Annotated in this window: 17 protein-coding genes; 7 read left to right on the top strand and 10 right to left on the bottom strand. The window is 64.1% G+C overall.

Annotation, left to right across the window (positions count from 1 at the left end; genetic code table 11):
• Positions 1-135: 135 nt before the first annotated feature.
• Positions 136-633 (bottom strand): hypothetical protein, encoded by a 498-nt coding sequence (locus CXR03_RS11975; protein WP_104103939.1) that lies wholly within the window; start codon positions 631-633, stop codon positions 136-138.
• A 330-nt stretch (positions 634-963) separates the two neighbouring features.
• Between CXR03_RS11975 and CXR03_RS11970 the strand changes: the two genes are divergently transcribed.
• Positions 964-1851: a tyrosine recombinase XerC gene (locus tag CXR03_RS11970; protein ID WP_258073630.1), complete on the top strand. Its 888-nt coding sequence runs from the start codon at positions 964-966 to the stop codon at positions 1849-1851.
• A gap of 244 nt (positions 1852-2095) precedes the next feature.
• The gene (locus CXR03_RS11965) at positions 2096-2599 is read left to right on the top strand and encodes a DUF3145 domain-containing protein (RefSeq protein WP_104103937.1); all 504 of its coding nucleotides are present in this window, start codon (positions 2096-2098) and stop codon (positions 2597-2599) included.
• Positions 2600-2734: 135 nt separating this feature from the next.
• Here CXR03_RS11965 and fabF read toward each other — a convergent pair whose 3' ends face one another.
• The 8 genes from fabF to CXR03_RS11925 all read right to left on the bottom strand — a co-directional run bounded on the left by fabF (position 2735) and on the right by CXR03_RS11925 (position 11986).
• Positions 2735-3970: a beta-ketoacyl-ACP synthase II gene (fabF, locus tag CXR03_RS11960; RefSeq protein WP_104053859.1), complete on the bottom strand. Its 1236-nt coding sequence runs from the start codon at positions 3968-3970 to the stop codon at positions 2735-2737.
• An 89-nt stretch (positions 3971-4059) separates the two neighbouring features.
• Positions 4060-4305 carry an acyl carrier protein gene (locus CXR03_RS11955; protein ID WP_104053860.1) on the bottom strand — a complete coding sequence of 82 codons (246 nt, stop codon included), beginning with the start codon at positions 4303-4305 and terminating at the stop codon, positions 4060-4062.
• A gap of 84 nt (positions 4306-4389) precedes the next feature.
• Positions 4390-5454 (bottom strand): beta-ketoacyl-ACP synthase III, encoded by a 1065-nt coding sequence (locus tag CXR03_RS11950; protein ID WP_104053861.1) that lies wholly within the window; start codon positions 5452-5454, stop codon positions 4390-4392.
• Positions 5451-6425: an ACP S-malonyltransferase gene (locus CXR03_RS11945; protein ID WP_104103936.1), complete on the bottom strand. Its 975-nt coding sequence runs from the start codon at positions 6423-6425 to the stop codon at positions 5451-5453. The genes CXR03_RS11950 and CXR03_RS11945 overlap by 4 nt, the downstream gene beginning before the upstream one ends.
• Positions 6426-6533: 108 nt before the next feature.
• Positions 6534-7727 carry a CdaR family transcriptional regulator gene (locus CXR03_RS11940; protein WP_258073610.1) on the bottom strand — a complete coding sequence of 398 codons (1194 nt, stop codon included), beginning with the start codon at positions 7725-7727 and terminating at the stop codon, positions 6534-6536.
• A gap of 118 nt (positions 7728-7845) precedes the next feature.
• Positions 7846-9357, bottom strand: a complete 1512-nt coding sequence (locus CXR03_RS11935; RefSeq protein ID WP_104103934.1) for a carboxyl transferase domain-containing protein — start codon at positions 9355-9357, stop codon at positions 7846-7848.
• Positions 9354-10577: a CaiB/BaiF CoA-transferase family protein gene (locus CXR03_RS11930; protein ID WP_104103933.1), complete on the bottom strand. Its 1224-nt coding sequence runs from the start codon at positions 10575-10577 to the stop codon at positions 9354-9356. Before CXR03_RS11930 ends, CXR03_RS11935 begins: the two co-directional genes overlap by 4 nt.
• 47 nt (positions 10578-10624) lie before the next feature.
• Positions 10625-11986: an SLC13 family permease gene (locus tag CXR03_RS11925; RefSeq protein ID WP_104103932.1), complete on the bottom strand. Its 1362-nt coding sequence runs from the start codon at positions 11984-11986 to the stop codon at positions 10625-10627.
• Between the two features lie 173 nt (positions 11987-12159).
• On the opposite strand from CXR03_RS11925, the gene CXR03_RS11920 reads away from it, so the two are divergent.
• Entirely contained in the window at positions 12160-12855 is a 696-nt protein-coding gene (locus tag CXR03_RS11920) for a FadR/GntR family transcriptional regulator (RefSeq protein WP_104103931.1), read from the top strand.
• A 187-nt stretch (positions 12856-13042) separates the two neighbouring features.
• Positions 13043-14803, top strand: a complete 1761-nt coding sequence (locus CXR03_RS11915; protein ID WP_104103930.1) for an HNH endonuclease signature motif containing protein — start codon at positions 13043-13045, stop codon at positions 14801-14803.
• A gap of 153 nt (positions 14804-14956) precedes the next feature.
• Here the strand turns inward: CXR03_RS11915 and aceE are convergent, their stop codons facing one another.
• Positions 14957-17695: a pyruvate dehydrogenase (acetyl-transferring), homodimeric type gene (gene aceE, locus CXR03_RS11910; RefSeq protein ID WP_104103929.1), complete on the bottom strand. Its 2739-nt coding sequence runs from the start codon at positions 17693-17695 to the stop codon at positions 14957-14959.
• 360 nt (positions 17696-18055) lie between these two features.
• Between aceE and CXR03_RS11905 the strand changes: the two genes are divergently transcribed.
• From CXR03_RS11905 to CXR03_RS11895, 3 genes are read left to right on the top strand one after another with little or no spacing between them, the layout of a single operon-like run.
• Positions 18056-18475, top strand: a complete 420-nt coding sequence (locus CXR03_RS11905) for a DUF3052 domain-containing protein (RefSeq protein WP_104053870.1) — start codon at positions 18056-18058, stop codon at positions 18473-18475.
• A gap of 5 nt (positions 18476-18480) precedes the next feature.
• Entirely contained in the window at positions 18481-18963 is a 483-nt protein-coding gene (locus CXR03_RS11900; protein WP_104103928.1) for a redoxin domain-containing protein, read from the top strand.
• Complete coding sequence (locus CXR03_RS11895) at positions 18960-19931, top strand: NAD-dependent protein deacetylase (protein WP_104103927.1); 972 nt, start codon at positions 18960-18962, stop codon at positions 19929-19931. The genes CXR03_RS11900 and CXR03_RS11895 overlap by 4 nt, the downstream gene beginning before the upstream one ends.
• Positions 19932-19940 lie beyond the last annotated feature (9 nt).

The raw sequence follows: 19940 nt of genomic DNA, 5'->3' as shown, positions 1-19940 counted from the left end.
CAACATTCCTTCGAGGGCTGGCGCAACATGGGGCAAAGGGCCCTCGTGTTTCATCGTCCTATACTTCCAGCGGCCCGGTTTTACGTTCATGGGCTTAGTCTCCTGAATGTTTCCGCGTCCTCTGTTGACTCGACTTTAGTCTCGATCATTTTCAAGCATATTGCTCTTGTACGTTTCTACATCGAGGCCGAACATCTCGGCCCGTTCGCGATCCTGCCAACCGAGCTGGGGGTTATCTCCATACCACTCATGCTGCATCTGACGCCGTGATGGCGAAGTGTCAGCACCTGAATAAGCCGGCCTTAGTCGTCGCTCATATCGTATGCGCTTCTTGAATGCGGCCACCCGTTCATCGCGGGCTTCTTTCGCCCTGGTATCGACCCGCCTGGCCATCAAGATCGGAATAGGAATAAGAAGCATAAAGATGACCGTCAGTATGATGAACGTAGATTGAAGATCATCACCCGTGGCATCATAATACGCAAACAGAATCATGGACCCGCACGTAAGGACCAGCCAGACGGTGAAAACGACCCACGTACATATGACATCGTCCCGACGCGGCTTGACCTTATCGATACGCTCAAACTCGTCGCTTTCGTCATCGGTGAGAAATTCACTTCTTACGGACATCTCTACTCCTAGTGCGGGCGGCAAATATGCCGATGGTACCTTGTCATGTCCCGGCGCCGCCTCAGCGAACAAGGTCAGCGAACAGTGTGGTGGACACGGTGCTGTCCCATCGTGGCCCCGCCTGGCGAAGCAGTGCCGGGACGTGGAAGATGCCGGATCCGCAGGGTAATGCCCTTCAACTCGCCGCCATGACGGAGGTAGATCAGTCCGCCGCCGGTGTGCCTGCTTGAGGACAGACAGCGATGCGGGGACAGTAAAGGGGTGAATAAAGAGGCGAGCGAAGAATCCCGCGCCGAGACCCCTGCCTGGCCGGGAGAGTTCAGCCGGGCCCTGCGCCGGTTCAGCCGCTACCTGACCAGCGAACGCGGCCGGTCCGAGCACACTGTCCGGGCATATGAGGGCGACGTTGCCCAGCTGTTGAACTATGCGCTGGCCGGGGGAGTGCGGACTCTGGAAGGCCTCGATCTGGGCGTCCTGCGCGGTTGGTTGGGTGCGCTCAGTGCGGCTGGTCTGGCCCGGTCTACGCTGGCCCGCCGGGCCGCCACTGCGCGCAGCTTTACCGGGTGGGCCCTCCGCGAGGAGCTTATCAGTGCGGACCCGGCGCTCCGGCTCCGTGCACCGAAGCGCGACAAGACCCTGCCCGCAGTGCTGCGCGCCGGACAGGTCGGGGCCCTCTTTGACACGCTCGCGGCAGCCGCCGCTGAAGGAGACCCCGTCGCAGTCCGGAACCATGCTGTCGTGGAGCTGCTTTATGCCACCGGGATCCGGGTGGGGGAGCTAACCGGATTGGACATCGACGACCTGAATCCGGAACGCCGTACGCTGACGGTGATCGGCAAGGGAAACAAGGAGCGGACCGTTCCGTACGGACAGCCCGCAGCTGCAGCCGTAGACGCCTGGCTGCGCCGCGGCCGGCCGGCACTGGCAACTGCCGAAAGCGGTCCGGCTCTGTTCCTGGGCCAACGCGGCAGGCGGGTCGACCAGCGGCAGGTCCGCTCGGTCGTCTCCGGACTCTTTGAAGCACTGGGAGACACCGGCGCCACCGGACCGCACGCGCTGCGGCACTCAGCCGCAACTCATCTGCTCGACGGCGGTGCGGATCTGAGAGCCGTGCAGGAAATCCTTGGACACTCCTCCCTGGCCACGACGCAGCTGTATACGCACGTGTCCGTGGACCGCTTGCGCGCGAGCTACCAGCAGGCCCATCCCCGGGCCTGAGCGCAGAATGGAAGGTGCCGAAAGGGCTTCACCGTTTATTGGCGCAAATGGATAACTTGCGGCACAATAAGGCTAAGTTCACATCGAACGAAAGTCTCAGAGAATCACGAGAGTCTCGTCCAATCGAAAGGCATCAGCAGGGTTTATTAGGCGCAGTTCGTACTGGGGTCAGACAAGCAACACAAGGATTTCACTCAGGTTGAAGGTCGTTGGGGAAGACGTACCTACAGCTATGGAGGATGGAATGTCTGTTGTGATGGCCCACGGCGTGTTATTCATACACTCCGCCCCGTCTGCGTTGTGCCCCCATATCGAGTGGGCTATCGGATCCGTCGTGGAAAAGCGAACGGATCTAAAGTGGACCCCTCAGCCGGCTGCTCCCGGGATGCTGCGGACCGAATTGGAATGGACCGGTCCGCAGGGAACGGGATCCCTTCTGGCTTCCGCGCTGCGCGGCTGGGCCCACCTCCGTTATGAAGTCACCGAGGACCAGAGTCCCGGAGCTGACGGCAGCCGCTGGTGCCACACTCCCGAACTGGGCATATTCCACGCCGCCACTGACGTCCACGGCAACATCATGGTGTCGGAAGACCGGATCCGGTACGCCTACGAGAACGGGGCCGGTGACCCCTCAGCTGTTTATCATGAGCTGTCCCTGGCCTTGGGCGAAGCATGGGATGACGAGCTTGAACCCTTCCGGTATGCAGGTGACGGAGCCAATGTCCGCTGGCTTCACCAGGTCGGATAACTGCCCGGGTTACAGGCTGGCCGCACATAAACGCTGGGCCGTACATAAACATAGAAGCTGTACATAAACGCAGAAGAGGGAGGACCTGTTGGTCCTCCCTCTTCTGCGTCGGTAATGAGCTGCCAGCAGGTAGCCTCAGTAGCTGCGCAGGGCGATAACGGCGTTATGCCCGCCGAAACCAAACGAATTGCTCAGGACCACAATGTCGCCGCCGGGCAGGGTCCGGGCCGATGTGACGACGTCGAGCGGGATCTCCGGATCCTGGTTATCAAGGTTGATGGTGGCCGGTGCCTGGCGGTCATAAACGGCCATCGCGGTCATGACCGCTTCCACGGCGCCGGACGCGCCCAGCAGGTGGCCTGTCTGTGACTTGGTTGCGGACACCGCAACGTTGTCCACGTGGGACCCCAGTGCGGCCTTCAGCGCCGTGTACTCAGGCTTGTCACCCACCGGTGTGGAGGTGGCGTGCGCGTTGACATGGACTACGTCCTCGGCCTGTGCCCGCGCGTCGTAGAGAGCCGCTTTCAGGGCGCGGGTGGCGCCCAGGCCCTCGGGGTCGGGAGCGGTGATGTGGTAAGCGTCGGCGGTGACGGCCGTGCCGGCAAGCTCGGCATAGATCCTGGCGCCGCGGGCCAGGGCGTGTTCCTCGGCTTCAAGTACCAGCGCGCCGGCGCCCTCGCCCATGACAAAACCGTCGCGGTCCTTGTCATACGGGCGGGATGCGCGTTCGGGATCATCATTGCGCTTGGAAAGGGCCTGCATCGAGGCGAACGCCGCCATCGGCATGGGGTGGATGGCAGCTTCGGCACCGCCGCAGACAACGACGTCGGCCTTGCCGGAACGGATCAGTTCCAGTCCCTGGTGCAGGGCTTCAGTGCCTGAGGCGCAGGCGGACACCGGGGTATGGGCGCCGGCGCGGGCCCCCAGGTCCAAGCTGACGGCGGCGGCGGGGCCGTTGGGCATCAGCATGGGAACGGTCATGGGGAGGACCCGGCGGGGGCCCTTTTCACGGAGGGTGTCCCAGGCATCGAGCAGGGTCCACACGCCGCCGATGCCCGTGGCGAAGGAGACCGCGAGACGGTCATGGTCTACGTCCTCGATGCCGGAGTCGGCCCATGCTTCCCGGGCGGAAACCACGGCAAACTGGGTGGACGGGTCCATGCGCTTGGCTTCAACGCGGGAGAGGATGTCAGTGGCCGGGGTGGAAACACGCGCGGCGAAGGTTACGGGAAGGCTGTACTGGGCTACCCAATCGTCCTCGAGGGTACGGGCGCCGGGGACACCTTTGAGGGCGTTCTTCCACATGGTGGGAACATCTCCGCCGATGGGCGTAGTGGCGCCCAGACCGGTGATGACTACTTTGCGGGCCATGATTCACTCTCTCGAAAACGTTGGTGTAGCTTCAGGTTCATGCGCTGACGCGGCGGCCGCCGCCGGGATGGGCAGCGGCCGCCGGCGGATTAGGCCTGGGCTTTGGAAATGAAGTCCACGGCGTCGCCGACGGTCTTCAGGTTCTTGACCTCTTCGTCCGGGATGCGCACGCCGAACTTCTCTTCGGCGTTGACGACGATCGTCATCATCGAGATGGAGTCGATGTCCAGGTCATCGGTGAAGGACTTGTCCAGTTCGACGGACTCGGGGGCCAGACCGGTTTCCTCGTTGACGATCTCGGCGAGGCCGGCCAGGATTTCTTCGTTGCTAGCCATGTTGGCTCCTTTTTCTCGTGATGCCGGCAGGAACCGGCGGGGTGGTCCAACCGCGGAGCGGTGTGGTGAATGGGGGCGGACGGGTTACGGAAGAACGATAACCTGTGCGCCGAAGACCAGGCCTGCTCCGAAGCCGATCTGGAGGGACAGCTTGCCGCTGAGCTCAGGGTTTTCCTGCAGCAGCCGGTGCGTCGCCAGCGGGATCGAGGCCGCGGACGTGTTGCCGGCGTCGGCGATGTCGCGGGCAATGATCACGGACTCGGGAAGCTTTAGCTGCTTGGCCATTTCGTCGATGATGCGCATGTTGGCCTGGTGCGGGACGAAGGCCCCGAGATCCTCGGCGGTGACACCGGCGGCGTCGAGGGCGCGCTGGGCTACCTTCGCCATTTCCCAGACAGCCCAGCGGAACACGCTCTGGCCGTCCTGGCGCAGAGTGGGCCACAGCTTGGTGTCGCGCTCGGCGACGTCGGCCGCATCAACGGTGTCGCCGGCCGCTTCGGCGGCGAGGGACAGTTCGCGGATGTCCAGCATGGAATGCGTCATGCCGATGGTGGTGGACTTGCTGCCGTCCGAGCCCCAGACGGACGGGCCGATGCCCGCAGAATCTGACGGACCGACGACGACGGCGCCTGCGCCGTCACCGAGCAGGAAGGAGATAGTGCGCTCGGTGTTGTCGATGAAATCGGAGAGCTTCTCCACGCCAATGACCAGCACGTACTCTGCTGCACCGGAGCGCACCAGGGCGTCAGCCTGGGCCACGCCGTAGCAGTAACCCGCGCAGGCGGCCGATACGTCGTAGGCCGGAGCGGGGGCGGCGCCGAGCAGATGCGCGATCTCGGCTGCGGCTGACGGAGTGGCGTACGGGTGGGTCACGGTGGAGACGATGACTGCGCCAAGCTGCGAGCCGTCGATACCTGCGCTCTGCAGGGCGTCACGGCCGGCAGCTTCCGCCATGTCCACCACTGAAGTGCCCTTGTCTGCACGGTGCCGGGTGATGATGCCCGTGCGCTGACGGATCCACTCATCGGAGGAATCAATCCACTGGCAGACGTCTTCGTTGCTCACGATGACGTCGGGACGGAAAGCGCCAATGCCGTGAATCCGGCTGAACTGGTGGACGGGGGACTGCTTCAGGGTGGGCGTGCTCACGCGTTACCTTCTCCGGTGGTGGTTGCTGCTGCTGCTACTGCGGCGGCCGTACCGGAATGTTCAGCGATGAACTCCCGAGCGGCGTCGAGGTCTTCGGGGGACTTCAGGGCCAGGGTGGGCATGCCCTTGAGCCCGCGGCGGGCCAGGCCGGTAAGGGTTCCCGCCGGCGGCAGTTCCAGCATGCCGGTGACACCCATGGCTGCCATGGACTCCATGCACACGTCCCAGCGGACCGGGCGGGAGACCTGGCTGATGAGGCTGTCCAGGTTGGCTTCGCCGGACACCACGGCGGCGCCGTCGTAGTTGGAGAGCAGCGTGGGCAGGGGAGCGGCCGGGCGCAGCTGCGGGCGGAGGTTCTCCAGCACGCTGACCGCCGGGGCCATGTGGGAGGTGTGGAAGGCGCCGGCAACCTTCAGCGGGATGACGCGGGCCTTGGCCGGGGGTGCTGCGGCAAAAGCGGCCAGCTGTTCCAGGGTTCCCGCTGCCACGGTCTGTCCGCCGCCGTTGGCATTGGCCGCGGTGAGGCCGGCAGCGGCAAGCGCAGCGGCAACTTCCTCGGGGTCTCCGCCAAGCACTGCACTCATGCCGGTGGGAGTTTCCGCGGCGGCGCGGGCCATGGCGTTGGCGCGTTCGCGGACGAAAATCAGGGCGTCGGGTTCGGTCAGTGCGCCGGCGAGGGCCGAAGCCGTGATCTCACCGACGGAGTGCCCCGCGACGACGGTGGAAGCGGTGAGTGCCTTCGGTTCCACGAGGAGCCGCGCCGCCATCAGTCCGGCGGCAACGATCAGGGGCTGGGCCACTGCGGTGTCCTTGATGGTTTCCTCATCAGAGACGGTGCCGTGAGCGATCAGATCCAGACCGGCGATGGCGCTGAGGGATTCGAGGTGTTCCCGAACTCCGGGCAGTTCAAGCCACGGAGAAAGGAAACCTGGCGTTTGGGACCCCTGGCCGGGGCAGACAATTGCGAGCACGTATCAAGCTTTCCAAAGAGACGGTCAGATCCCGGGTGTTTGCGTAGACCAAGCTCCCGGTGCGGTGTTGTAGGAAGTCTACAAGGTGGTTGAGCGCATGCAACCGGCTCAGGAGCGGCTGGCGGAACGCTCGGGAACGGCTTTGCCCGGCGGCGCGAGGCGGCCCACCACCAGGGCCGTCTGCAGCACAAAAGCTTCACGCGGCAGCATCGGATCCCATCCGGTGACATCACAGACCCGCCGCAGCCGGTACCTGACCGTGTTGGCATGGACGAAGAGTTCACGTGCCGTTGCCTCCAGGGAATGCCCCAGTGAGAGGTAGGCGGAGAGTGTCTCGGCCAGCCCGTTGGAGGCGCTCAGCAGTGGTCGGTAAATGCTCCGGACCAGGGCCTTGCGGGCGCTGTCATCGCCGGACATGACCCGTTCCGGCCAGAGGTCGTCAGCCGCCACCGGGCGCGGTGCCGCCGGCCAGGCACGGGCTGCGGTGAGCCCGGCGAAGGCAGCCTGTGCCGACGGTCCGGCGTCGACCAGCGAATCCGCGGGAGGCCCGTAAACCACGGGTCCGGGGCCGAAGAGTTCCGCGAGCCGGCCATAGGAGCCAGCGCTCTCATCCATGCCGCCCAGCACCAGGATGAGCCGTTCGCCTTGGATTCCCACGAGGGCGTCTTCGCTGAGGCGTGCAGTGGCCCGCCGCAGCTCGTTGACGAAGGAGGCATTGGTGTCCGACGGCGAACTGCCCACCATCACGGTGATCCGTGCGGTGGAGGTCCAGCCCACGGCGGCGATGCGGGAACGCAGTGCATCGGAGCTTTCGCCGCGCAGGATGGCATCCACCACGAGTGCCTCGAGCCGTGTGTCCCAGGCGCCGCGGGTTTCCGCGGCGCGTGCGTAGACGTCTGCTGCGGCAAAGGCCACTTCCCGGGAATAGCGCAGGACGGCTTCACGCAGCGGCCCCTGGACGTCGTCGTCGGCCAGCTCGGGCACCCGGTCTTCCACCACTTGAACCACCACCCGGATCAGCTGCAGGGCTTTCTGCAGGCTGATGGAACGGGTGAGTTCGGTGGGTGCTGTGCCGAAGACGTCGCTGAGGACCCAGGCCGGGGAGGCCGGACGCTCGTACCAGTTCACGAAGGAGGCGATGCCCTTCTGGGCCACCATGCCCAGCGCGGAACGTTCATCCGGGCGCAGTCCCCGGTACCAGGGCAGGGAGACGTCCAGCTGCTTCAGCGTGGCAGTGGATAGTTTTCCAATGTTGGCTTTGAGGCGTTCGACGGTGGTGGAATCCGCTGGTTCGGCACGCATCCCGTGTCTAGGCGCGGCTGTGCTGCGAGTCACTGGCATAAAGCTGAGCTTACGGGGTTCGCCGAACAAGCACCATTTTGTGCGAAGGCTACAACTCGGGGTATGTGGTGGCCCTGCATCATCCTGCCGAACCGAGCCTGCGGAACCGGGCCGTGCGCTGCTCAAACCGCACTGCGGACGGCACCGTCCGCAGAGATGCAAGCTCGTATTCCACGGCCTGGCCCATCCTCCGGCAGAAAGCGGGTGCTTCGGCGGCGGCGTCGGGTTCCTCCGGAACGACGTGGTCCACGATGCCGTGAGCCGCCAGGGCGGAGACCGTCACACCCTGTTCCTGCGCCATTTGTGCCCCGTGTTCAGTATCACGGTAGACAATGGCGCTCGCCCCCTCCGGCGGGAGAGAGGACAGCCACGCGTGCTGTGCGGCCACCGTGCGGTCTGCGGGCAGCAGCGCCAACGCTCCGCCTCCGGCGCCCTGTCCAAGCAGCACAGACACGGTGGGACAGTTCAATCCGACCAGGTCATTCAGGCAGCGGGCGATTTCCCCGGCGAGCCCGCCCTCCTCGGCTTCCTTGGAAAGGGCGGCTCCGCCGGTGTCGATAACCGTCAACAGGGGAAGGTTCAGCTCTTCGGCCAGACGCATGCCCCGGCGCGCCTCCCGCAGGGACGCCGGTCCCAGCGCCGGCTGCTTGGAACCGCGCTGGCGGTCCTGGCCCAGCACCACACAGGAAGTCTGGCCAAAACGGGCCAGGGCCAGCAGCAGCCCCGGATCCTTTTCGCCCTGGCCGGTTCCGTTCAGCGGCAGGACGTCGGCGGCTGCAAAGTGCAGCAGCTGGCGCACTCCAGGCCGCTGCCGGTTGCGGGAGATGGTGATGGATTCCCAGGCCGGCACCTCTGCGGGGGACGCGCTCAGGGATGCCGGCTCCGGCAGGGGGTCAACGGGTCCCGGCAACAGCATGGACAGGGCACGGTGGATGGTGCCGGCGAGTTCCTCGGGTGGAAGCACCGCATCCACCAGGCCTCGGGCCTGCAGGTTTTCCGCCGTCTGAACACCTTCCGGAAACGGCTCTCCATACAGGGATTCGTAAACCCGCGGGCCGAGGAATCCCAGCAGTGCACCCGGCTCGGCGACGGTGATGTGCCCCAGCGAACCCCAGGAAGCCATGACGCCGCCGGTGGTGGGATGACGCAGGTACACAAGGTAGGGCAGTCCCGCTTCCTTGTGCCGGCGGACAGCTGCAGTGATTTTCACCATGGAGAGGAAAGCCAGAGTGCCCTCTTGCATCCGGGTACCGCCGGACGCCGGACCAGCCAGCAGCGGCAGTCCTTCCCGGGTGGCGCGTTCCACGGCATCGGTCAGGCGATCTGCCGCGGCAACGCCAATGGATCCGCCGAGGAAACCAAATTCACAAACAACCAAAGCCACCCGCCGTCCGTGCACGAGCCCCTCTCCGGTCAGTACGGACTCGTCTTCCCCCGTTTTTTCCCTGGCAGCGGCGAGATCTGCTTCATAGGCCTTGTTGTGCTCGGTGTAGGTCACAGGGGTGTCCCAAGAGACGTACGTTCCGGGATCAACCACGAGATCCAGCAGGCCGCGGGCATTAAGACGCCGGGGCCGTGTTTGGACACTCATGCGCCCGGTCCCTGAACTCCGGCCTGTCCGGAGTCCCCGGCCAGCCAGTTCCGGATCTCGCTTCCGTGCTGGTCCAGCAGGGGCGGCGCCGCGTGGCTGCGGTTGGTGGTTTCGGTACCTTCCTCAGCGTCAAAGAAACGCAACGGCGGTCCCGGCAGGGCAACCTTGCCCAGGACGGGATGTTCGACGTCGACCACGAGGCCCTGCGAATGCACCTGTTCCCATTCGTAGACTTCGTCCAGCGTCCGCACCTTGCCGGCCGGAATGCCCGCGGCCCGCAGCTTCTCCAGCAGCGGTTCAGCATCAAATTCGGCAAACGCTTCTTCGACGGCCTCAATGACCGCAGGGCGGTTGCGCACCCGCTGCGCATTGCCGGCAAATTCGGGACGGGAGGTGTCGATGCCGAACGTGGCCGCGAACGTTTCCCACAGCTTCTCGCTGCCAACACTGATCTGGACCTTGCCGCCGCGGCAAGAGAACAGGCCGTAGGGCGCAATAGAGGGGTGGTGGTTCCCCTGTGCAGCCGGGACTTCGCCGGCAACGGTGTGCCGGGTGCCCTGAAAAGCATGAACGCCGACGACGGCGGCAAGCAGCGATGTACGGACCACCTGTCCCTTGCCGGTGCGCTCGCGTTCCAGCAGCGCAGCCAGCAGGCCGAAGGCCCCGTACATCCCGGACAGCAGATCAGCGATCGGCACCCCCACACGCTGAGGGTCCTCCGGGCCTGAACCTGTCAGGGACATGAGACCGGCTTCTCCCTGAACAATCTGGTCGTAACCGCTGCGGGTGGCCTCGGGGCCGTCGTGCCCAAAACCGCTGATGGACAGGATCACCAGCCGGGGATTGAGCTCATGCAGCTGCGCCGGGGAGAAGCCGAGCCGGTCCAGCACCCCGGGCCGGAAATTCTCCACTAGAACGTCGGCCCGGCGGACGAGGTCCCGCAGCACGGCCACGCCGTCGTCGGACTTAAGGTCCAGACTGATGGATTCCTTGTTCCGGTTGCACGAAAGGAAGTAGGTGGCCTGCTGGTCATCTTCCGGGCCAACGAACGGCGGTCCCCAGCTGCGGGTGTCATCACCCGTGCCGGGGGTCTCGACTTTGATCACGCGGGCGCCGAGGTCCGCAAGCATCATGCCGGCGTGGGGGCCAGCCAAGGCGCGGCTCAGGTCAACAACGAGGTAGCCGTCCAGCGGGCCGCGGGAAGTGGATGTGGAGCTCATGGAAGTCTCTTTCTGTAGCGGGGATGCGGAGCCAGGCAGGCCGGGGGCTAGAGCCAGCCGGGAACCACCATGACCAGCCAGGCCACCAGTGGTCCGGCGACAACAACGATTCCGCTGTAGCTGAGGATCTGCTTGTAGAAACGGTCCTTGTCCATGCCCTCGGGAGCATTCGCGAGGACCAGCGCACCGTTTGTGGAGAACGGTGAAACGTCAACGATCGTGGATGAAACGGCCAGTGCACAGATGAGTCCAACGGCGCCGATCTCGCCGGAAGCGAGGAAGGGAACGGCCAGCGGAATCAGGGCCGCGAGGATGGCGGTGGAGGAAGCGAAGGCAGAGACAACGGCGCCGATGTAGCAGATGAGCAGCGCAGCCAGCAGGGGCATACCAAGTCCGACGACGCCGTCGGACACGTACTCAACGGTGCCTGCTTCCTGGAGCACACCGACAAAGGTGAGCATGCCGCAAATCAGCAGGACCGTGGTCCAGCTGATCTTGTTGATGGCGCCCTTCTGTGCCTGCGGGGAAACCAACGCCAGGATCACGGCGATGGTGATGGAGACAAAGCCAACATCAACCTTGAATCCGAGGGCGATGACGGCCAGGGCGACCAAACCGGCGATCGTCACAATCTGCGGAAACAGTTCGGTGCGGGATTTTGTGGCGGTAAGACCGTCTCCGGCAGGGTCGCGCGGACCATAGATGTCGGAGCCGAATCCCTTGAACGCGACGTCGGTGCGGCCCGCGGTGCTGAGGTTCATACGTGCCTGGGCAACTTCCTCCACGAAACCGCCCACCTTGCCGCTGCGAAGTTTGCTGCCGCCCAGGACGAAGAACAGGATCAGGGCAATAAAGGTGTTGAAGAGCAGGCTGGCCAGGAATACGGCCAAGGGGCTGGAATCCAAATCGGTTTCACCGATGATGCCGTTGACCGTGACTCCGTAGACGGCAATCGGCGAGAATCCGCCGGCCTGCGCACCGTGGATCACCATCATGCCCATCATCAGCGGATTGATCTTGTGTTTGGCGGCAAAGCCCAGAGCAATCGGGGCCACGATGGCGACGGCGGCGGGAGAGAGTGCGCCGACGGCGGTGATGATGGCGGTGATGGCAAACATGATCCAGGGAATGAGCGCCACCCGGTTTCCGACAAGCTTCACAGCGCCCCGGACCAGTAGGTCAATGGTTCCGTTGTTTTGAGCTATTGCGAAGAGGTATGTCACGCCGACGATGGTCAGGAAGAGCGCGCCGGGGAAATTGGCGAGAATTTCGTCGGTGCTCATATCGAGGAAGACAAAGCCCAGAAGGAAGGCGCCAACGAAGGCAAGCGCCCCCATGTTCAGAGGCAGCACTGTTGCCAAAAGGAACATGGCCACCAGTATCAGGATGGAAAGCAGCGGAGCGGACATCTATGTTCCCTTGGTCGAAGGAGCCGGCACTGCCCCCGGGCTGCCGGCCTAACCTAAAAGTGATGCAGGCCACATCACTGGACTAGCCTCTTAGACACTGGGTCTCTTTGTCAATCCCCGCTATAGTTCGTCTCAGCCGCGGGGATGCCCGGTGGACGTAGAAAGAGGACGCCATGTCTGGCAATGGTGAGGGCAACGGATTTATTCGTGTTTCCAGGCCCCGTTTGTATGAGCGGCTGGTGGAACAGCTTCTGGGTTATATTGCTTCAGCCGGCCTGGGGCCGGGGGACTTGCTGCCGGCGGAGCGGGATCTGGCGGAGCGCATGGGGGTTTCCCGGGCCACGCTGGCGCAGTCGCTGGTCGCTCTTGAAGTCCTGGGAGTGATTGACGTGCAGCACGGAACCGGTGCGGTGCTGGTGTATCGGCCGAGTGTTGCATCGGTGCTGCGCGAACTGCGCGAGCACCGCGACCGGATGCCGGAAATCGTCGAAGCCCGCAGCACCTTGGAAGTGAAGCTTGCCGAACTTGCGGCTGAGCGCCGCACAACTGAGGACCTCGCGTCCATCGACCTGGCGCTGGAATCCATGGCTGCGGAGATTGCCGACGGCAGCCGGGGAACTGCCGGGGACGAGCAGTTTCACCAAGCCGTGGCCGCTGCTGCCCATTCCTCCATCCTGGCGTCCATGATGACGTTCATTTCGGAATTGGTCCGGGAGACCCGGCTGGCATCGCTCGGGCAGCCGGGACGCCCGGAGCAGTCCTTGCAGTCCCACCGAGCCATTGCAGACGCCATCCAATCGTCTGATCCCGCGGCGGCGGCGCGCGCCATGCAGGCACACATTGATCTGGTGTCCAAGACAGGGATCTGAGGACGTCCCGTTATCCGAACTCGAAGGTGATCTACGGTGCGCAGAACCTGTGCAGGTAAGCAGACACCTGGCGTAAGTAGTCGTCTGGAAAAGACGGGTATCTGGTAGTGCTGAATAGTCCTGTTATTGGTCTGTTTGGGGCTGTTTTCGGGACGGAAATGTCGGTGGCAGGTGAAAGCCTGAAGACATGGATCAGAACGGATCTTTTCAACGCGGCGGCACCGGTGAAGCATCCGGTGCCGGGCAGGCTGCTGGGCTGGCCGATGGCGCCAAACGGCATGCTGTGTCCAGCCGGTCGGTCTTTGATGCCGCGCCCGGTGCCGTTCAATCCTGTGCCGTTCAATCCGGTACCGCTCAATCCGGGGTTGTTCAGTCCGGTACCGCGAATCGTGTAGCTGTTCAGAGCCTTGAGGGTCTGACCGGTTCGTTGGTCCTGCAGGGTGCGGAGTCCCTGACCCAGGACGAGTCCTCAGTGGTGTTGTCCCGGTTGGATGCTTTGGTGCAGTGGGCGCAGGCCCAGCAGGCCAAAGTGCTGCACCGGATGGAAACCCTCTTCCGGGACGACCTGCTCGAAGACATCGGCCGGGAGGATCCGGCCCTGACCTTTAGCCTGGCGGCGGAGGAAGCCGCAGCCATCCTGCACCTTCCCACTAACACCGCGAAGATGCTGATGAGTGAGGCGGGACGGTTGTGCACCACGCACACCGCAACCCTGGCCCGGCTGGAGGACGGGAGCCTGGGTTACGGGCATGTGCAGACGGTGCTGGACCAATCCCAAAACGTCCCCGAGCCCGAACTGGCCGGCTTCGAGGCTTCCCTGCTGGAGGCCGCTGCTGCGGGGCAGACCTCGTCACAGTTCCGGGTGAAGGCCAGAAGGCTGCGGGAGGGCCGGTATCCGGAGACCATCCCGGTCCGGCATAAGAGTGCTTTTGAACGCCGGCGGGTGTGTTTGGTGCCGGATGAGGACGGCATGTCGTGGCTGTCGGCGTTATTGCCGGCAGCGAGGGCGCAGCTGGTTTATACGCAGTTGACGACGGCGGCGCGGGGTGAGCAGGCTGCCGGGGATCCGCGGCGGGTGGATGAGTTGCGGGCGGATATTCTGGCTGACCTGCTCGAGGGCGGGGATGCGGTTGGGGATGACGGTGGGGATGCCGGTGGGGATGCCGAGGGGAATGAAGCTGGGAAGGCGGACGGCAGGACCAGAAGCCAGGCTTCCGGCACAGCTGAGCCCGGCACGGACATCGACGAGGGCCTCGCTGATGATCGCCTGGACAACCACTCCGGCTCGGCTGCCAATGGCAGCAACAACAAGGGCGCCAAGTCCCGTGCCCGGGGCCGCACGGAGATCTTGGTCCTGATCACTGCCGAGACCCTGTTCGATGCTGATGAACAGCCTGCCGAACTGCACGGATACGGGCCGATCAGCCCGGAAACTGCCCGTCGTCTGGCCCGGCAGGCGGCGCACTGGACTCCGGTGGAACGGCACCCGGACACTGAGGAGATTCTGCGGGTCGGGCGGCGGCGGAAAGTCCCTGGCGGGCTGCAGCGCTGGCTGCGGGCCCGGGACGGAACCTGCCGGTTCCCGGGGTGCCGGACCAACGCCGTCATCGCCGAGATCGACCACACCAAACCGTGGTCCCACGGCGGGGCCACCGATCACGACAACCTGGAGCACTTGTGCCGGCGGCATCACATGTTCAAGTCCCGGGGTTTTTGGAAGGCACGACAACACAGTCCCGGGATTATTGAGTGGACGTCACCGGGCGGTCGGACCTACCGGACCGATCCGCACCTCACCCTGGCCACAGGACTCAGCACAGGACTGAGCGCGGGTAGCGCGGGACCCAGAGGGGAAGCCAAGAAACCCGCTCCGCCCGGGCAGCCTTATGCCGGGTCGGCCGCGGACACCCTGCCGGTCGACTACGGCCACGATCCGCCACCCTTCTAAAGCGACGCACCCAACCAGTCGGATCCAAGCCGGTGACGGCCTGTGGGTTACAGGCAAAAGAAAAGAACCGCCGCAGTTGCGACGGTTCTTTTCCTGCCCCCAGGTCAGGAGGACATCTGATCAAGACAACATCTGATCAGGACAACATCAGTGCTAGGCGTCGCCGCCGGCGTTGCCGGAGGTGCCAGCGTTCACGTTGAGCAGGTCGTACTTCTTGATCGCTTCAGCGGGCGCACTGGCGTCCACCTCGCCGCGGCGGGCGAGCATTTCCAGGGTCCGAACGACCATGGAGTGCGAATCGATCTTGAAGTACCGCCGTGCCGCAGCGCGGGTGTCGGCAAAGCCGAAATCATCAGCGCCAAGGGTTGCAAACTCGTTGGGCACAAACTGGCGGATCTGGTCCGGGACAGCCTTCATGTAATCCGTGGAAGCAACAATTGGTCCGGTGGCACCGGCGAGCTGCTGGGTCACAAACGGCACCCGGGGTTCGGCGTCGGGATTCAGGAATGCTTCTTCCTCGGCGGCCAGGCCGTCGCGGCGCAGTTCATTCCATGAGGTCACGGACCAAACATCGGCAGATACGCCCCAATCCTCAGCGAGGATCTTCTGAGCTTCAAGAGCCCACGGGACGGCAACGCCGGACGCGAGCAGCTGGGCCCGGGGGCCGTCAACCTTTGCCGGAGCAAGGAGGTAGATGCCCTTGATGATGCCTTCCACGTCCAGGTCCTCCGGAGCCTTGGGCTGCTGGATCGGCTCGTTGTAGACCATGAGGTTGTAGATGACGTTCGGATCCTCGGAATCCGGGCCGTACATCTGCTCGAGGCCGTGGCGGACAATGTGCCCAATCTCGTACCCATATGCCGGGTCGTAGGTCTTCACCGCGGGGTTGGTGGAGGCCAGGATCGGAGAGTGTCCGTCAGCATGCTGCAGGCCTTCACCGGTCAGGGTGGTGCGGCCTGCAGTCGCGGAAATCATGAAACCGCGGGCCATCTGGTCGGTGGCCGCCCAGATGTAGTCTCCCGTGCGCTGGAACCCAAACATCGAGTAGAACACGTACACCGGAATCAGCGGTTCGCCGTGAGTGGCGTAGGACGTTCCGGCGGCGGTGAACGCAGCAATGGAACCGGCCTCGTTGATGCCCACATGCACGATCTGGCCCTGCGGGGACTCCTTGTAGGCCAGGACGAGATCCCGGTCTACAGAAAGGTAATTCTGACCCTTGGGGTTGTAGATCTTTGCCGTGGGGAAGAACGAGTCCATGCCGAAGGTACGGGCCTCATCCGGAATGATCGGCACAATCCGCTTGCCGAATTCCTTATCCCGCATCAGGTCCTTGAGCAGCCGCACGAACGCCATGGTGGTGGCGGCCAGCTGCTTGCCGGAGCCGCGGTTGGCCACTTCGTAGGCCTTCTCGTCCGGCAGGTGCAGCGGCTCGTGCTTAACCCGACGCTCGGGAACATTGCCGCCCAGCTCGCGCCGGCGTTCCAGCATGTACTTGATCTCCGGAGCGTCAGGTCCCGGGTTGTAGTACGGCGGCTGGTAGGGATCGGCTTCGAGCTGCTCGTCGCTGATCGGGATGCGCAGGTGATCCCGGAAGGCCTTCAGGTCATCCAGGGTCAGCTTCTTCATCTGGTGGGTCGCATTGCGGCCCTCGAAGTGCGTGCCCAGGCCGTAGCCCTTGACCGTGTGGGCCAGGATGACTGTCGGCTTGCCCTTGAATTCCATGGCTGCCTTGTAGGCGGCGTAGACCTTGCGGTAATCGTGGCCGCCGCGCTTGAGCTGCCAGATTTCCTCGTCCGTGAGATTAGCAACCAATTCCTTGGTTGCCGGGCTCTTGCCGAAGAAGTGGTCGCGGACAAACCCGCCGTTCTCAGCCTTGTACGTCTGGTAGTCGCCGTCGGGGGTGGAGTTCATGATGTCCACCAGCGTGCCGTCTTTGTCCTTCTCCAGCAGCGAGTCCCACTCGCGGCCCCAGACAACCTTGATGACGTTCCAGCCGGCGCCGCGGAAGAAGGCCTCAAGTTCCTGCATGATCTTGCCGTTGCCGCGGACCGGACCGTCCAGGCGCTGCAGGTTGCAGTTGACCACGAACGTCAGGTTGTCCAGCTTGTCATTGGCGGCAAGCTGCAGCAGTCCGCGCGATTCCGGCTCGTCCATTTCGCCGTCGCCGAGGAAGGCCCAGACGTGCTGGTCAGAGGTGTCCTTGAGGCCGCGGTTCTGCAGGTAGCGGTTGGACTGCGCCTGGTAAATGGCGTTCATCGGACCGATACCCATGGACACGGTGGGGAATTCCCAGAAATCAGGCATGGAGCGCGGGTGCGGGTATGAGGACAGGGCGTGTCCCTCACGGGACTTCTCCTGGCGGAAACCGTCCATGTCTTCTTCGGACAGCCGGCCTTCAAGGAACGCGCGGGCGTACATGCCGGGGGAGGCGTGACCCTGGAAATAAATCTGGTCTCCGCCGCCCGGATGGTCCTTGCCCCGGAAGAAGTGGTTCATGCCCACTTCGTAAAGGGTGGCCGCTCCGGCGTAGGTGGAAATATGTCCGCCGACGCCGATGCCCGGGCGCTGGGCACGGTGCACCATAATGGCGGCATTCCAGCGCAGCCAGGCGCGGTAGCGGCGTTCGATTTCCTCGTCGCCCGGGAACTCTGGTTCCTGGTCGACGGGAATGGTGTTGACGTAGTCGGTGGTGGTTACCATCGGCACGCCTACGCTCTGGGAACCAGCGCGCTGGAGCAGTGAACGCATGATGTACTGGGCGCGTTCGGTGCCCTGCGAACGGATTAGTTCGTCAAGCGATTCAATCCATTCCGCGGTTTCCTCGGGGTCACGGTCCGGAAGCTGGTTGGTTAACCCGCTCAGGATGTCCGTTGTGTCTTCTGCGGCCACGGCAAACCTCTCTCGGGTGCAGATTGTGTCTGCACCAATTACGACTGTGGGGATCCGGTTTCAATCCGGACGATCACGGCGGCTATGCGGATGCTGGTTGCCTCCGGAGCCTCTTCCGTCCACTCTAGTCCCGGAGGGCGCGTCTTGCGTAGCCTGTTCGCTTCCGGCGGCGGGCGGGTCAACCAACGCCCGTGCACGCGGTCCCGCTGTCCCACCTGCGGGTACATGTGATAACCCTCCGGTGCATGCCGCGGAACCTTGAAGGTTCTGCCCAAAAGGTGTTGGCTTGTGTCCAAGACACCGCATCTCGTCCAAATATGTGATTCCCTTGTATTTATGCAGTCAACCAGGAGGAGTGAAGTGAGCGAGGCCGAAGCCGTCACGGAAAACAGCGTGGCGGGAAGATTGGGTTTCAAAGACCAAGACCTGATTCAGGAATTCGGCTACGACGAGGACGTCGATTTCGACCTCCGCGACGGACTCGAGGACTTGGTCGGGAGTGAGCTCCTCACCGAAGAGGACCATGAAGTCGTAGACGGGGTTATCCTCTGGTGGCGTGCCGACGACGGAGACCTCGTGGATGCGCTGGTGGACTCCATCACAACGCTCGACGACGGCGGAGTTGTCTGGGTCCTGACGCCCAAGTCCGGACGGGACGGGTACGTTCCTCCCGCAGACATCGAAGAAGCGGCACCAACGGCCGGCCTGCACGTCACCACATCGCCCGCAGTAAGCGATGACTGGGCTGCCACCCGCCTGGTTGCCCGACGCAAGAAGTAGCCGCCTTGGAGCTGACACCGTCACCGGCAGCTGACGGGCGGTATCCGGCTCCGGACTTTGAGCTCCCCAACCAGTTTGGGGAGCCTGTCCGTTTGTCTGCGCTTCAAGGTCAGCCGGTCCTTGTTGTTTTCTTCCCCTTCGCGTTTTCAGGCGTGTGCTCCGGGGAACTTGATGAGCTTGAGACGGTCCGGGAGGAATTCGCCCGCGACGGGATCCGCATACTGGCGGTCTCCTGCGACTCGAAATATGCCCTGCGTGCCTATTCTCAGGCCCGCGGTTACTCCTTTGACCTGCTGGCGGATTTTTGGCCCCACGGCCGCGTGGCCGGCGCCTACGAGGCGTTCGACGTCGAACTCGGCCGTCCGCTGCGGGCCTCCTTCCTCATCGATGAACAGGGTCTGGTGCGAAGCGTAGTGCGCTCCGGCGCCGGAACACCCCGCCCGCTGCAGGCGTACCGCGATGCCGTTCGGGAGCTGGCTTCTCCGTGACCAACACACCTGCCGGCAGCGACCGTTCCGGCGGCTCCAGACCGGGGCTGGGACTTACCGGCTTTGTCCGCTCCGACCCCGCACCGTCCGCTCCGCCGCCCACCCCCGAGGAAGAGCGTCAGCTCCGCCGTGCCGTTGAGTTGCTGGCCGGTCGCCGGCTGGCCATCCTTACCGGGGCGGGACTGAGCACCGATTCCGGCATTCCCGACTATCGGGGGCCGGAGGCACCGCCCCGGAACCCGATGACCTATCAGGAGTTTGTCGGGGACCCGGACCTGCGCCGCCGTTACTGGGCCCGAAACCACGTGGGGTGGCACCATCTGCGCCAGGCGGCGCCCAATGCCGGCCACGCCGCCGTCGCGCGTTTGGAACGCAGGGGACTCACCACCGGATTGATCACCCAAAACGTGGACCGGTTGCACACGGACGCGGGCAGTGCGCTGGCCGTGGACCTGCACGGCCGCTTTGACCGCGTTATGTGCCTGGAGTGCGGAACCAGGTATTCCCGTCAGACCATCTCCCGGCTGCTGGAAGAACTGAACCCGGGTTTTCTCGAGCGCACCCGGCTGGACGGTGACATTGCCCCCGACGCCGATGCGGACGTCGCGGACACCGAAGACTTTGTCGTGGCTGACTGTCCTGTTTGCGGCGGAATGCTGAAACCGGATTTCGTCTATTTTGGTGAAAACGTGCCCCGGGACCGCGTAGCCGCAGCCTTTGCCATGCTCAATGCTGCCGACGCCCTCCTGGTTGCCGGATCGTCCCTGACCGTGATGAGCGGCCTGCGGTTCGTCAAACACGCGCATAAGACGGGAAAACCGGTGGTTATCATCAACCGCGGCCCCACCCGCGGGGATGACTTGGCAGACCTGAAGATAGACGCGGGCGTGTCGACGGCACTTGAATATCTTGCAGCCGAACTGCCGGATTTGTCCCGGGACGCGGGCGGCCCAAATCAGGGTCCGTGACGGCGAATC

The organism is Arthrobacter sp. 08Y14, assembly GCF_002929455.1.
GTDB classification, from domain to species: domain Bacteria; phylum Actinomycetota; class Actinomycetes; order Actinomycetales; family Micrococcaceae; genus Arthrobacter_B; species Arthrobacter_B sunyaminii.
Note: the sequence above shows the minus strand (reverse complement) of the source record. Positions and strands in the feature narration are given on the sequence as shown.

Bases quoted from the DNA above. Each gene is read 5' to 3' on its own strand.
- CXR03_RS11940 (WP_258073610.1), bottom strand. From the start codon at position 7,727: ATGCGTGCCGAACCAGCGGATTCCACCACCGTCGAACGCCTCAAAGCC.
- CXR03_RS11965 (WP_104103937.1), top strand. From the start codon at position 2,096: ATGTCTGTTGTGATGGCCCACGGCGTGTTATTCATACACTCCGCCCCG.
- CXR03_RS11915 (WP_104103930.1), top strand. From the start codon at position 13,043: ATGGATCAGAACGGATCTTTTCAACGCGGCGGCACCGGTGAAGCATCC.
- CXR03_RS11975 (WP_104103939.1), bottom strand. From the start codon at position 633: ATGTCCGTAAGAAGTGAATTTCTCACCGATGACGAAAGCGACGAGTTT.
- CXR03_RS11935 (WP_104103934.1), bottom strand. From the start codon at position 9,357: ATGAGTGTCCAAACACGGCCCCGGCGTCTTAATGCCCGCGGCCTGCTG.
- CXR03_RS11930 (WP_104103933.1), bottom strand. From the start codon at position 10,577: ATGAGCTCCACATCCACTTCCCGCGGCCCGCTGGACGGCTACCTCGTT.
- fabF (WP_104053859.1), bottom strand. From the start codon at position 3,970: ATGGCCCGCAAAGTAGTCATCACCGGTCTGGGCGCCACTACGCCCATC.
- CXR03_RS11955 (WP_104053860.1), bottom strand. From the start codon at position 4,305: ATGGCTAGCAACGAAGAAATCCTGGCCGGCCTCGCCGAGATCGTCAAC.
- CXR03_RS11920 (WP_104103931.1), top strand. From the start codon at position 12,160: ATGTCTGGCAATGGTGAGGGCAACGGATTTATTCGTGTTTCCAGGCCC.
- CXR03_RS11925 (WP_104103932.1), bottom strand. From the start codon at position 11,986: ATGTCCGCTCCGCTGCTTTCCATCCTGATACTGGTGGCCATGTTCCTT.